The organism is Mycobacterium kiyosense (assembly GCA_021654635.1).
In the GTDB taxonomy this organism is placed as follows: Bacteria; Actinomycetota; Actinomycetes; order Mycobacteriales; family Mycobacteriaceae; genus Mycobacterium; species Mycobacterium kiyosense.
Map to the genome: position 1 here is coordinate 2,216,871 of AP025179.1, position 14,054 is coordinate 2,230,924.

The window sequence follows — 14,054 nt, forward strand, 5'->3', positions numbered from 1 at the left end:
AGGGACCCCATGACCGGTTTGATCCGATGCGCAACCCGCTCGGCGGCTGTCGTCGCGCTCGCGGCGGCAGCGGGATGGGTGGCACCTATCGCCGGCGCCGACAACAAGCGGCTCAACGACAGTGTCGTGTCCGGCGTCTACACGATTCAGCACCGAAACGGCTGCACGAACGACGTCGTGATGAACAACTCGCTGTACCTGGCCGCACAGTGGCACGCCGACGACATGATCAACAACCGAAACATCAACGACGACATGGGATCCGACGGTTCGACCCCGCAGGGCAGGGCTGAGGCCGCCGGGTTTCGCGGCCGTGTCGCCGAGACCGTGGCGATCAACCCGGCGCTGGCCATCAGCGGCCTCGAAGTGATGCGGCAGTGGACCGACAACCCGGATTATCTTGCGATCATGCGGGATTGCACGAACACCGCGATGGGTGTCTGGTCGAACAACAGCCTGGACCGCAGCGTCGTGGTCGCCTTGTACGGCCAGCCCGAGCAGCGGCGACGCTGACCCGGCGGGTGCACCAGATTAAACTCACCGTGATTGAATCCGGCCCTCGTTAAGCCCGCGCGGATCGTGGGAACCCAAGGCAGCACGTAACCAAGGCGCAGGGAGTAAAGACCGGATGATCTTCACACAGCACTACCTGGACTGCCTTTCTCAAGCCTCGTATTTCATCGGGGACGAGACCACGGGCCGTGCCGTGGTCGTCGATCCGCGCCGTGACGTCGAGCCCTACCTCGAGCAGGCGGCCGAACACGGTCTGTGGATCGAGCGGGTCATCGAGACCCACATCCACGCCGACTTCCTGAGCGGTCACCTGGAACTGGCGGCCGCGACCGGCGCGGTGATCTCCTACGGGAAGGACGCGAACGTCGAATTCGCGATCGATCCGCTGCACGACCGGCAGCGGATCTGTCTGGGGCAGGTCACTTTCGAGATCCTGTCGACCCCCGGCCACACGCCGGAGTCCATCTCCGTCGTGGTGTACGAGCACCCGGACGACGAGATTCCCTACGGTGTGCTGACCGGCGACGCATTGTTCGTCGGCGATGTGGGCCGCCCGGATCTGCTCTCCCAGGAAGGAATCTGCGCCGACGATCTCGCTCGAACCCTCTTCCGGACGCTGCACGACAAACTGCTCAAGCTGCCCGACGCCACCAGGGTGTTCCCGGCGCACGGGGCCGGGTCGACCTGCGGCAAGCAGTTGTCCAGCGAAACCAGTTCCACCATCGGCGAGCAGCGCGAGACCAACTACGCCGCCCAGATCTCCGACGTCGACGAGTTCGTCGCCTCGCTGACGTCGGACCAGGCGGTGCAGCCGCGGTACTTCGAATACGACTCGCACCGCAATCGGCAGCGGCGTCCACTGTTGAACCAAGATCCGCCAAGCCCATTGGACCCCGGCGCGGTGGTCAGGCTCGCCGCCGGGGGCGCCGGCCTGCTCGACGGCCGCGAGCCGGAGAAGTTTGCGGCGGGTCATTTTCGTGGCGCCGTGAACGTCAGCCTGCAGGGGCGTTTCGCCGAGTGGGCCGGCGGGGTCTTGGACCTCGATCGGGACATCGTTCTGGTGGGCGATCCCACGCAGGCGCGGGAGAGCAGAATCCGCCTCGCTCGGGTGGGCTTGGACCGGGTGATCGGCCAATTGCACGACTTGGATGCCGTGCTGCGGGAACAGCCTGAGCTCGTCGAGCGAACCACCCGCTACACCACCGATGAACTCCGCCGATCTACCGGCTGGCTACAGATCATCGATGTGCGCGGAAAAGCCGAAGTGGCGGACGGGATGATTCCCGGCGCCCGGCACATCCCGCTGCCCGCTCTGGCCGAGTCGCGGGACGAACTCGACAAGTCAGCGCCGGTGGTCACCTATTGCGCGAGCGGGACGCGCTCCATGATCGCGGCCAGCCTGTTGCAGGCGTCGGGTTTCGTTGAGGTGGCGGACCTGGTCGGTGGGTTCGGTGCCTGGCAGGCGGCCGGTTTGCCGGTGGCCGGTGCCGCGGATCAGTCGTAGACCGGAGCCCACATGCTGTCGCGAATCGCTTGGCGCACATCCTGGTAGGTCTTGGTTGCCACCCCGTCGTCGACGGCGGCCTGGTAGACCGCCTCGGCCACCTGCGCTGAGATGTCCCGCAAATTCCGTACGTCGGGCAGCAGCGAATCACCGGGTGCGATCGGATTCGCTTGGTGGGCAACGGCTTTCGCCGAAGCATGCAGCATCGGCTGAGTGATCCGCCGGGCCCCGGCGACGATGGTGCCCAGTCCGATACCCGGGAAGACCAGCACATTGTTGGCCTGCCCGATGGTGTAGGTGGTCCCTTGGTACTCGACGGGTGCCATCGGACTTCCGGTCGCCACCAACGCCTTGCCCGCCGACCACTGCACCAGGTCTGCGGGCATGGCCTCCATCCGCGACGTCGGGTTGGACAGCGGGAAGATCATCGGCCGCTCACACGATTTGGTCATCGCCGCTATGACTGCGCGGTTGAACGCTCCGGACACCGCCGAACAGCCGAGCAGGACGGTGGGTGCGGCCAGTTCGATCGTCTCGACCAGTCCTACTCGCTGGTCGGCGCCCACGCCGAGGCGGGCGCGGTTCTTGGCGTACGGCACCTGAAAGTCCCGCAGGTCGTCCATGTCGTCGAACAGCAGCCCCTGCCGATCGATGGGCCAGATCTGTGCGGTGGCCTGCTCGGCGGTAGCGCCGTCGGCGATCATCGCGTCCCGAATCTGGTCGGCCACACCCAGACCCGCGGTTCCGGCGCCGAACACCACGATCCGTTGCTCGCGCAGCGGAATCCCGGTGATCTTCGACCCGCCGTAGACGGCCGCCAGCACTACCGCGCCGGTGCCCTGCATGTCGTCGTTGAACACGCAGTAATCGGCGCCGTAGGTGGCCAGGATCTTGCGCGCGTTGGCCGGCCCGAAATCCTCGAAATGCAGTATCGCCCTGGGGAACATGCGGTGGGCCGTCTCGACGTAGCCCCGGATGAAGTCGAAGTACTCGTCGCCGCGCCGGCGGGCGTGCCGGTTGCCCAGGTAGAACGGGTCGTGCAGCAGCTGTTCGTTGTCGGTACCGACGTCCAGTGACACCGCCAGTGTCCGGCGGGGGTCCACGCCGCCGCCGGCGGTGTAGAGCGCCAGCTTGCCGACCGCGATCTGGATGCCGCCGACACCCCAGTCGCCGATGCCCAGGATCGCCTCGGCATCGGTGCACACGATCAGGTCGATGTCGTCGGGGCCCTGCCCGAGTGTCTCGAACGCTGGGGCGATGTCGTCGGGTTCGTCGATGCTCAGAAACAGGCCGCGCTGCCCGCGGTATTCGTCGGAGAACCGCTGGATCGCTTCGCCCACGGTTGGCGTGTAGACCACCGGCATCAGCTCTGGCAGATGGTCGGTCAGCACTTTGAAGTACAGCAGTTCGTGGCGGTAGTGCAACTGCTCGAGCAGCAGGTTGCGGCCCAGATCGGTGGCCATGCTCTGCAGTTGGTGCCACACCCGGTCGGCCTGCTGGTCCAGGGTGAGCACCGCCGACGGCAGCCGGCCGGTGAGCCCCAGCCGACGGCGCTCTTCATGGGTGAATCCCACCCCGCGGTTCAGGCTCGGTGTGGACAAGGCGGCCGGGAATCGTGGCACGCAGGCATCGCTCATGGGCAAGCTCCGTCCGTGACTGGGCGTAACCACGTCACGGTATCGCCCATCGGGCGCGATCAGCCCATCAGATGCCCGGAAACGGTTGGTCAGAGACCAGAGACCGACTTGTCTACGTCGGGGTTGGAGTGGCCGTATTCGGTGGCATCACAGACGCACAATTGCGAGACATCGTTGGTCCAGCGCCGTAATGCGGTTTCGCGCCTGCGCTTGAGATACTGCGCGTACACCTTGTCGCGCTGATTCTGCGAGAAGGCCAGGTCGAGGTTCACCGGCAAGCCGGCCCAGGAGACCTGGTCGGCGGTAGTGCTGTCGTTGCCCTGGCGCGATCGGCAGTGCAGCGGACAAGCGGGCTTCTGCGCGGTCCCGTTAGAACCGTCCTGATTGCGACCCACGAAAAACGCCCCTTCCGGCGAGTGCGTATTCCATTGGGTGCATCGTGCGACTGCCATGTTTCAGCAGACGTCGCTCGACGTTTCCGCCGTATTACAGATCCCGGTCAGGCTGTCAGTAGACGTCGCGGTGGTAGCGCTTGTCGGCGCGCAGGCTCCGGACGAAGTCGCCGGCCGCCTCGGGGCCGAGATTGCCGTGCTCGGCGGCGATGTCGCGGATCGCCTGCTCGACATCCTTGGCCATCGGGTTCGCGCTGCCGCAAACGTACAGGTGAGCGCCGTCCTGCAGCCACCGCCACAGGTGCGCGCCGCGGTTGCGCATCAGGTGCTGCACATAGATCTTGTCCCGCTGATCCCGGGAAAACGCCAGATCCAGTTCGGTGAGCAGGCCGTCGGCGTGCATCGCCTGAATTTCTTCGCGGTAGTAGAAATCGGTGGCGGCGTGCTGCTCGCCGAAGAACAGCCAGTTGGGCCCGGTGTGGCCGAGCGCACGTCGTTCCTGCAGGAAACCCCGAAACGGTGCGATCCCGGTACCCGGGCCGATCATGATCATCGCTGTCTGCGGATCACTGGGGGGCCGGAAGTTCTTCGAGGTCCGCACGTAGACGGCGATGCGGTCGCTGGGGGAGCGGTCGGCGAGGTAGGTCGAACACACGCCGCGCCGCGCGACCCCGCGGAAGTTGTACCGCACCGGCGAGACGGTGAGGTGCACTTCGCCGGGGTGTTGCTTGGGGCTGGACGAAATTGAATAGAGCCGTGGCTGAAGCGGTTTGAGGATGGCCAGCCATTCGTCGGCCGACGCGGCGACGGGCGCCTCGGCGAGCAGGTCCACCGATTGGCGTCCCCACGACCAATCCGCCAGCCGCGCTTTGTTTTCCGGCTTCATCAGCTCGTCGAGTTGGTCTGCGGCATCCGCGTCGACAGTCCGTTCGCGGACGAACCGCAGCAGATCGGGGCTGATGTGGGCGATCTCGAACCGGTCGGTGAGCGCGTTGCGCAACGACATGGACCCGTGGCCGGCGACGTGCACTTCGGTGTCGCCGTCCAACCTGTTCACGGTCAGCCATTCGTCGACGAACTCGTCGTTGTTGTGCGGCCAGACGCCGAGCGCGTCACCGGCTTCGTATCTGACCGATTCCTCGGGAAGGTCGAACACCAACTGCCGCACGTCTTTTGCTGATTGGGGACGGCTCAGGGTGGTGTTGCGGATCACGTCGGTCACCAGCGGGCGCTGCTTGGAATACTGCGGGGTCTCGCCGACGGCCGGGCTCGGCGACGTCCCGACGGCCGGCGGCGCGGCGGCCGTCTCGGTGGGCATCGAGGTCAGCTTTTCTCGCACGTCCTCGAGCCAATGGGTGGCGGCTTGCTCGTAGTCGGGCTCGCAGTCTACGCGGGCTGCGATGCGGGTCGCGCCGAGTTCGGCGAGGCGGGCATCGAGTTTTCGCCCGTATCCACAGAAGTCGTCGTAGTTGGAGTCGCCGAGCGCCAACACGGCGTACCGGGTTGCGGTCAGGCGCGGCGCGTCGGCCGCCGACAGCGCGCGCCACAGTCCGACGCCGTTGTCCGGGGGGTCGCCGTCACCGGTGGTGCTGGTGATCAGCAGCAGTTCCGGTGTGTCCGGCAGCCGACCCACCGGGAATTCGTCCATGGCGTGCAGGGTGACCGGCACGGCGGCGTCCCGCAGCCGCGCGGCGACGTCGGCGGCGAGGTCCTCGGCGTTGCCGGTCTGGGACGCCCACAACACCACGGTCGAGGCCCGTTGCTGTTCCTGGGGTGAGTCGGTCGCCGCAGGCCGGGGTGCCGGTCGCTGCGCCGCGGCTTCGACCTTGGTCAGCGTGACCGCGCAGGCCTTGTATTCCGGCTGACGGGACACCGGATCGACGGCATCGTTGGTGACGGCGTTGATCGAAAGGTATTCGCCGAAGACGTCATTCCAGTGGAACGGCGCAAAGCAGTTTCCGGGGCGCACGCGATCGGTGCAGACGGCGGGCAGCACGGCGCGACCGCGACGGGAGGCGACTTCCACCTGGTCTCCGTCGCAGATCTGCAGGCGGGCCGCGTCTTCCGGATGGATTTCGACGAACGGGCCCGGGTTGAGTTTGTTCAGTCTGGCGACCTTGCCCGTCTTGGTCATGGTGTGCCACTGGTGCGGCAGTCGCCCGGTATTCAGCAGCAACGGGTAGTCGGCGTCGGGCATCTCCTCGGGCAGCAGGTGCGGACGGGCGTAGAACACCGCGCGACCGTCCGGCGTCGGGAACGCCAGTCGCGGTGCGTGACCGTCGTCGCGGAGGTGCCGGTTCTGGCTGATGCCGTCGTTGAGGTAGCGGATCGGGTTTCTGTCGGTCTCCGCATCGGGTGGGCAGGGCCATTGCACCGGCGTGCGGCGCAGCCTTTGGTAACTGACGCCGCGAATGTCGTAGCCGGTCTGCGGATTCCAGAATGCCTTGATCTCTTCGAACACCTGCTCGGCGCAGGAGTACCCGAAGGCGTCGGAATAACCCATTGCGCAGGCGATTCGGTCGATGATCCGCCAATCGGGCAGTGCCTGTCCGGGCGGGTCGACCGCCTGCTCGAACAGGGTCAGGTTGCGTTCGGAATTGACCATCACCCCTTCGGATTCGGTCCACAACGCGGCCGGCAGCACCACGTCGGCGTACTCGTTGGTCTCGGTCCGCAGAAACGCGTCCTGGGTGATCACCAGTTCGGCCTTGTCCAGGCCGGCCAGCACCGTCTTGCGGTTGGCAACGGTGGCAACGGGATTGGTGCAGATGATCCAGCATGCCTTGATCTGGCCGTCGGCCATGCGGGAGAACATGTCGACGACGCCGGCGCCGACGTCGGTGCGCAGCGACCCGCGTGGGATGCCCCACCGATCCTCGGTGAATTCGCGGTCTTCGGCGCTGGTGATCGTGCGCTGACCGGGCAGACCCGGTCCCATGTAACCCATTTCGCGCCCGCCCATCGCGTTGGGTTGCCCGGTCAGCGAGAAGGGGCCGCTGCCGGTCCTGCAGATCGCGCCGGTGGCCAGGTGCAGATTGCAGACCGCGTTGGTGTTCCAGGTGCCGTGGGTGCTCTGGTTGAGTCCCATGGTCCAGCAGGTCATCCAGTTGGCGGCCGCACCGATCCAGCGTGCCGCGGTGCGGATGTCCTCGGCCGGGATGGCGGTGATCTCGCTGACTCTGTCGACGGTGAACTGTTCGAGAAAACTCGGCATGGTCTCCCAGCCGGTGGTGAACTCGGAGATGAATTCATGGTCTATGTCCCCGTTTTGGACGATCAGCTGCAGCAGTCCGTTCAGCAGCGCAAGATCGGTGCCGGGGGGCGATCTGCAGGAACAGGTCGGCCTTGGCGGCGGTTGCGGTGCGCCGCGGGTCGACGACGATCAGCTTGGCGCCGGCCTTGACCCGTTCCATCATGCGCAGGTACAGAATCGGGTGGCAGTCGGCCATGTTGGCGCCGATGACGAAGAAGACGTCGGCGAGGTCGAAATCCTGGTAGCTGCCCGGGGGGCCGTCGGCGCCCAGCGAGAGTTTGTAGCCGGAACTCGCGCCCGCCATGCACAGCCGCGAGTTCGACTCGATCTGGTTGGTGCCGATGAATCCTTTGGTCAGCTTGTTGGCCAGATACTGCGCCTCCAGCGAGAGCTGCCCTGACACGTACAGGGCCACGGCGTCCGGGCCGTGCTCGTCGATGACGTCTCGTAACCGTTGGGCGGCGTGAGTTATCGCCGCGTCGGTGTCCACGCGTTCCAGCGGTTGGCCGCGCTCGGCTCGCAGGTAGCCCGACTCCGCGCGACCGGATGCGTTTAGGACGTCGGCGGTGGTCGCGCCCTTGGTGCACAACCGGCCGTGATTTGCCGGATGGTCTTCGCGGCCAACCGTTTTCGTGATGGTTCGAGTATGATTCGAAGCGCTTTGCGGGCCCGTTGTGACCTGCAGCACCAGTCCGCATCCGACGCCGCAGTAGGCGCAGACGGTGTTGACGGCGCCGGTGCTGTCCGTCACTACTGCCCCCTGCTCACGCCGGATGTCCTTTTCGGTCGCTCGGCTGTATCGCGGGCAATGCTGCGCCGACGATGTTTCGGCTCACCGCGCACGAGGTTTCATCCGCTTTACGGTCTGCTCCCAGCGCAGGTGCTACGGCTGTGCGGGGCCGGAAACCGGCGGGCAACAGCGCGGTTCCCGCCACTCGGGCGCGATGGTCGCTGCCTGCGTTGCCAGCACTGCCGAACCTACCCGCGGTTCGGCCCCTGCAAAGCTCCCACCTGCGGTTTCAGCGAAACCTGACGGACATTCACAGGCCCCATCCAGGCGGGCTGTCGCCCACCGGCACGGCCGTCGTGACGCGCTTCGCTAAGCTCGCGACGTGCGTCGTCGGTTCGTCACGGTGTGGGTGATCCTGGGTTTGGTGGTCGCCGGTTGCGGCGACAAGCCGCGGGCTGCTGCGCCGGCCAAGCCGGACACCTGCAAGGAGTCTGACGGCCCGACCGCTGAGACGGTGCGCGGGGCGATCGCCGCCGTCCCGGTCGAGGTGCCTGGGTCGAGTTGGGTGGAGATCGCGCGCGGCCACACGCGCAAGTGCCGACTGTATTGGGTGCAGATCATCCCCACCATCGCCGCCGAATCGACGCCGCAGCAGCTGTCGTTCTTCGACCACGACCGACCGCTGGGTTCGCCGACCCCGAACCCGAAGCCCTACATCTCGGTGCTGGCTCCCGCCGACGACACCGTCACCGTCCAATACCGTTGGCGCGTCGGCAATGACGAGGAATGCTGCCCGAGTGGTAGCGGCACCGTGAAGTTCCAGATCGGGCCAGACGGCAACCTCAAGGCACTGGGGCCGATCCCGCACCAGTAGCCCCGCAGCGCCGATCACGTTGGGGGACAGGCGAATAGGGCGCGGAAACTCAGTCGGGCAGGTTCTCCGGATGCAGCATCTCGGCGTAACGCAGCGGCTCCGGGATGCCGAACCCGTCGACCAGGGTCTTGGCGTGCGGGCGTAGCACCCGGCAGCGGTCGTTGATGCCGCGGGTGACGGCCTTGGCCCGTTCGGTCGACAGGTACGTGTGCTCGATGAACCAGGCTTTGTCTTCCTCGATCACCGACAACGCGTACAAGTCGCACACCACTTCGAGCAGTTCGCGGGCGTCTTCATCGGGGCAGGCGTCGATGCCTGCGACGAAAGCTTCCAGCACCACCCGGTCGATGTGCGCCTGCGCGGCGTGCAGCACGTGATCCTGCACCGCGTTGAACGCGTCGAACTCCGACATCTCCTTGGACTTGCCCTGCAGTCGCCGCGCCACCGAGGACAGCAGATAGTCCTCACGATCCTCGAACATCTTGACCTGAGTACCGCGGTTGAACAGGCTGCCTTCCTCTTCACTGTCCTGGCGTGCGTCGATGATCCGCTGCATGATCGCCTCGGCCGCAGTGCGTTTCATGACCCGGTCGCCGACGGTGTTGGCCGCGAACCGGACCCATTCCACCGGGCTCATGCTCTTGATGTCGTCGGCGTAGGCGGTGAGCAACTCCTTGGCCACCAGCTGGGTCAGGACGTGGTTGTCTCCCTCGAAAGTGGTGAACACATCGGTGTCGGCGCGCAGCGCGATCAGCCGGTTGTCGGCCATGTAACCCGCGCCGCCACACGCTTCACGAGCCTCCTGGATAGCCCGCGAGGCATGCCAGGTGTTGGCCGCCTTGAGGCCCGCCGCACGCGCCTCCAGCTCACGTTGTTCGTCGGCGTCCACGACGTCGGAGGTTTGCAGGTCATGGCATTTGGAGACCAGTTCGTTCTGCGCGAACTGCAGCGCATAGGAGCGCGCGATCAATGGAAACAGCCGGCGCTGGTGCACCAGGTAGTCCATGATCAGCACTTCGCCGGCGCCGTCGGGCGCCTCGAACTGCCTGCGCTGCAACGCATATCGCGTGGCGATGTCCAACGCGACGCGGGCCGCGTTGCCGGCGCTGCCGCCGACCGTCACTCGGCCGCGGATCAGCGTGCCGATCATCGTGAAAAATCGCCGGTTGGGGTTTTCGATCGGCGAGCTGTAGGTACCGTCCTCGGCGACGTCGCCGTACTTGTTCAGCAGGTTCACCCGCGGAACCCGGACGTGGTCGAACATGATGCGTCCGTTGTCGACGCCGGGCAGGCCACCTTTGTAGTGGCAGTCCGACGTGGTCACCCCCGGCAGGTCGTTGCCGTCGGCGTCGCGGATCGGCACCAGCAGGCAGTGCACCCCGTGGTTGACCGGCTCGCCGTCCTGGTGGGTGATCAACTGCGCGAAAACCGCTGCGATGGTGGCGGTTTCGGCGGCCCCGCCGATGTAGTCCTTGCGTGCGGTCGGGGTTTCGGAGTGCACCACGAACTCTTGGGTCTCGACGTCATAGGTTGCCGTCGTCTCGAGTGACTGAACGTCGCTGCCGTGCCCGGTCTCGGTCATGGCGAAACAGCCCAGCAGGTCGAGGGTGATGATGTCCTGGATGTAGCGGCCGTGTCGTTCGGTACCCAGATTTTCGACGGCGCCGCCGAACAGTCCCCACTGCACGCCGGCCTTGACCATCAGCGACAGATCCGACATCGCCAGCATCTCGATCATGGTGACCGCCGCGCCGACGTCGCCGGTGCCGCCGTGCTCCTTACGGAAGCCTTCGTCGGAGATGCCCGCCGCTGCCATCAGCTGCATCTGTTCGGCCACCTTCGCGCGGGCGATCACCGTGTTGGGCGTGTAGTGCGGGCGGAACGCCTCACCGCTGAGGGTTTTCCGCGTCTGGTTCTTCACGTCCCGCCAACGCCCGTCCAACGCGTCGCGCAGATGCTCGGCAGTGCTTTTGTTCTGTGGCGCCATTCTCCGACGGTAACCCGTTACGCGCGCCGCCGAAACAAAGTGGGTCCATCGACTCGGCTGTGTCGTGGAATCATTGGGGCAGCACGGCGACGGAGAGAGCAGCAATGCCGCAATACCTGGCCGCACTCATGGTGGTGCTTTTGATCGGCACCGTGGTGGGCAGAGTCCTGGTGCTCAAACGAACCGGAACCCGGGCAATGCATTTCGGGAAACTCGACAACAGTGACTTCGCGATCCCGCCGGTCGCGCTGTTCTACTTCTATACGATCTTCGCCGCGGCATTCGGCTGGCCGATGGTCAGCCGGCAGAGGTTCTTCCACTCCACCGTTGTCGCCTGGGTCGGCGTGGCGCTGTGTGCGGTCGGCATCGCGGTGCTGGCGATCAGCCTGGTGTCGTTCGGCCGAAGCTTCCGGGTGGGCATCGACGTCGACAAGCCCGGACGGCTAGTCACCACGGGCGTCTTCGCGGTTAGCCGCAATCCGATCTATGTGGGCTTCTTTGTGTTCCTGCTCGGCCAGCTCCTGGTGTTCCCCAACTGGGTTCCGCTGTTTTACCTGGCCGCCGGCACCTGGTTGTTCCACCGGCAGGTGTTGCGCGAAGAGGCGTTCCTGCGCCGGCACTACCGCCGGGAGTTCGAGGAGTACTGCAAACGGGTCCGGCGTTACGTCTGAGTCGCAATCCGCGGCCGCAACCGGTACCCGGTGAATCCGGCCCACGCCGCGGTCAACCCGGCCAGGATGAGCATGTCGAACACCCACCAGCCCGAGTAGTGGGTCCACAGCGCGTTCTGCTCGGCCAACCTGTCCACCCGGCGCAGGTCGACGGTGGACGCTGCGGCCGCGAACCCCCACTGCGCCGGGATGAACCAGGAGATCTGGTCGTACCCCCAGGTGCCGACCAGTGACACCAGCCCCCCGGCGAACAGCAGCGACGCGAGCAGAGCGGGCACTAGTAGCGGCAGGACTTCGGTCAGCGACCTGCCGAGCGAGGACAGCGCCAACCCCACGATCGCCGAGGCGACGGCCGTCGCGGCCACGCTGACGTACAGCTCGACATCGGCGTTGCCGAGTAGCACGGCACCATGCCGGGGGCCGCCCTTGCCGGCGATGACGATGGTGGTGACGATCGCGGCCTGCGCGGCCGCGATGACGGCGAACACGGCGATCTTGGCCAGCAGGTACGCGGTGGCCGACAGCCCGAGTTGCTGTTCGCGGCGGAAAACGCGACGTTCGCCGACCAGGGCGCCGACGGATGCCGTCGTCCCCAGCAGGACCGCGGCGAAGTTGAGCGCGGCCAGGATCTCGATGGCTTCGTGGGTGTTGGTCGACGACGGTGCCGCCCGGCCGAATCCGGCATGGCCCGGGATCAGCAACGTCAAGGCGCCCAGCGCGAACGGCAGCACCACCAGCACGAGGAGGTGTAAAGGGCTGGTCAGCAGCATGCGGAGCTGGCGGCGGGCCACCATCTGGAACTGCTGCCCGGAAGTGCGGGTCGGGGGGGTCCGCTGCACGGCCGTGACCGACGGCGGCGTCGGCGACACCGAGGCCTGCTGGCGGGCCAGGAACGCGTGATGGGCGCCGTGCGGGTCGTTGCCGACACGCGCGAATATCTCGCGCCAGTCGGTGGTGCCCAGTGCCGACTCGGTGTCCGAGGGGGGCCCGGCGAACGCCAGCCGCCCGGCGGGGGTGAGCACCAGCACCTGGTCGCACATGTTGAGGTGGGGCAGCGATGCGGGTGAGGTCACGGCCATCACGACCACGCAGCCGAGGTCGGCCTGGCGCCGCAGCAGCCGGATCACGTGACTTTCCTGCCGCGGGTCCAATCCCGCGCCGGGTTCGTCGACCACGAGCAGCGACGGCCGGGCCAGTAGTTCGGATGCCAGCGCGACGCATCGACGCAGGTCGGGCGGCAGCTTGGACACCTTGGTCTTGCGGTGCGCGGTCAGCTCGAGCTCGTCGAGGATCTGGTCGAGGGTGCGTTCGCGATGCTCGGCGGACGTGTTGGCCGGCAGCCTCAGCTCCGCCGAGTATCGCAGGGCGTGTGCCACGGTGAGGTTCGGGTGCACACGGTTGTCGCGGGGAACCGACCCGATCCGGAACCGGATGTCCTCGGGCTGGGCGTACACGTCGTGGCCGTCGACGCTCAACACGCCGGTGCTGGGGGCGCGGGTTCCGGAGAGCAGGCTTGTCAGCGCGAAGTTGTGCGCCCCCGACGGGCCGGCGACGGCGATCAGCGCTCCCGGGCGGCTGGTGAACGACACGTCCGCGAGCACGTCGCGGCCGTCGACGGTGAGGCCGAGCCGGTAGGCGGCCACGCCGATGGTCCGGGCATCCGGTTGCAGTGGCAGGCGGTTGGTTTGTGGTGGGAGTTCGTCGGGTCCGGTGTCGGCGGGTCGCGGTGAGCGCATCCCTCGGCCACCCGCGCCAGCAGGCCCTTGGGCTGCGGATCCGTCGCGGCCGGCCGCGATGCTGCAGGTGCGGGGCGGCGGGGCCGGCGGGGGTGGTGAGGCGGGCGGCGCGGTTGGCTGCGTGGAGATGTACCGGAACGGCCTGGTGGGCCGCTCAGGGGACGGCTCCACCGGGAATTGTTCGAGCGGGATCGCGGGGATATGAGCCGTCTCCGGTTCTACCGTGATGCGGCTGGTGGCCGGCTCGTCGGTAACCGGCGGCTGCGCCGGAATGCGCGTCGTCTCCGGCTCCGCAGGTAGGGCCACCGGCTGTGCCGGGATGCGTGTGGTCTGCGGATCCGACGCCGAGTGCTCCGGCCCCCTGGCGGGCTGTTGCGGCAAGGGCCGGCGTCCCAGCGGATCGGTGGCGGACGGGGGCTGGTCGTCGGCAGCGGACACCTCGAAGGTCAACCGTGGCCCCCGCGCAGGGTCCCCGATCACGATCGAAAGGCCGTCCCGGATGTCGACCGTCGTCATCCGGGCGCCATCCACGAACAAGCCGTGCTGGCTCTGGTCGACGGCCAGCCAGTGGGTGCCGGCGAAGCGCAACACCAAATCGGGAATCGGCTGTGACGCGCCATCGGCCCCGGGGAGCCCATCTCGGTCCAGCCGGATATCGCAATGCCCGCCGTGGCCCACGATCACGTCGCGGCCCGGCGTGAAGAAGTACCGCAACGATCCGACCCAAACGGTCAGCGGGGAAGCATCGGGTATGGCC

At 66.8% G+C, this 14,054-nt stretch carries 8 protein-coding genes and 1 pseudogene; 4 read left to right on the forward strand and 5 right to left on the reverse strand.

The genetic code is table 11. The features are described from left to right. Window positions 1-9 precede the first annotated feature (9 nt). Together L6444_RS10465 and L6444_RS10470 are read left to right on the forward strand one after the other, a co-directional pair. A complete protein-coding gene (locus L6444_RS10465) occupies window positions 10-513 on the forward strand; it encodes a CAP domain-containing protein (protein ID WP_236982271.1) in 504 nt (167 codons plus the stop codon). A gap of 115 nt (window positions 514-628) precedes the next feature. After that, on the forward strand, window positions 629-2,017 hold the full coding sequence (locus tag L6444_RS10470; RefSeq protein ID WP_236982273.1) for an MBL fold metallo-hydrolase: 1,389 nt from the start codon (window positions 629-631) through the stop codon (window positions 2,015-2,017). On the opposite strand, the gene L6444_RS10475 is transcribed toward L6444_RS10470, so the two are convergent. The 3 genes and pseudogenes from L6444_RS10475 to L6444_RS10485 all read right to left on the reverse strand — a co-directional run bounded on the left by L6444_RS10475 (window position 2,008) and on the right by L6444_RS10485 (window position 8,050). Continuing rightward, window positions 2,008-3,654, reverse strand: a complete 1,647-nt coding sequence (locus L6444_RS10475; protein ID WP_236982274.1) for an NAD-dependent malic enzyme — start codon at window positions 3,652-3,654, stop codon at window positions 2,008-2,010. The genes L6444_RS10470 and L6444_RS10475 overlap by 10 nt on opposite strands. Window positions 3,655-3,743: 89 nt before the next feature. After that, on the reverse strand, window positions 3,744-4,049 hold the full coding sequence (locus tag L6444_RS10480; protein ID WP_236982276.1) for a hypothetical protein: 306 nt from the start codon (window positions 4,047-4,049) through the stop codon (window positions 3,744-3,746). Between the two features lie 112 nt (window positions 4,050-4,161). Further along, window positions 4,162-8,050: pseudogene (locus L6444_RS10485) on the reverse strand (molybdopterin-dependent oxidoreductase). Window positions 8,051-8,411: 361 nt separating this feature from the next. Between L6444_RS10485 and L6444_RS10490 the strand changes: the two are divergent. Next, complete coding sequence (locus L6444_RS10490) at window positions 8,412-8,903, forward strand: LppP/LprE family lipoprotein (protein WP_370652893.1); 492 nt, start codon at window positions 8,412-8,414, stop codon at window positions 8,901-8,903. 49 nt (window positions 8,904-8,952) lie between these two features. Here L6444_RS10490 and L6444_RS10495 read toward each other — a convergent pair whose 3' ends face one another. Continuing rightward, window positions 8,953-10,890 (reverse strand): acyl-CoA dehydrogenase family protein, encoded by a 1,938-nt coding sequence (locus L6444_RS10495; RefSeq protein WP_236982278.1) that lies wholly within the window; start codon window positions 10,888-10,890, stop codon window positions 8,953-8,955. 104 nt (window positions 10,891-10,994) lie between these two features. Here L6444_RS10495 and L6444_RS10500 point away from each other — a divergent pair, with 104 nt between their 5' ends. Beyond that, a complete protein-coding gene (locus L6444_RS10500) occupies window positions 10,995-11,561 on the forward strand; it encodes a methyltransferase family protein (protein ID WP_236982280.1) in 567 nt (188 codons plus the stop codon). Here L6444_RS10500 and L6444_RS10505 read toward each other — a convergent pair. Continuing rightward, window positions 11,552-14,011 carry an ATP-binding cassette domain-containing protein gene (locus L6444_RS10505; RefSeq protein ID WP_236982282.1) on the reverse strand — a complete coding sequence of 820 codons (2,460 nt, stop codon included), beginning with the start codon at window positions 14,009-14,011 and terminating at the stop codon, window positions 11,552-11,554. The two genes, L6444_RS10500 and L6444_RS10505, sit on opposite strands and share 10 nt — an antisense overlap. Window positions 14,012-14,054: the final 43 nt, after the last annotated feature.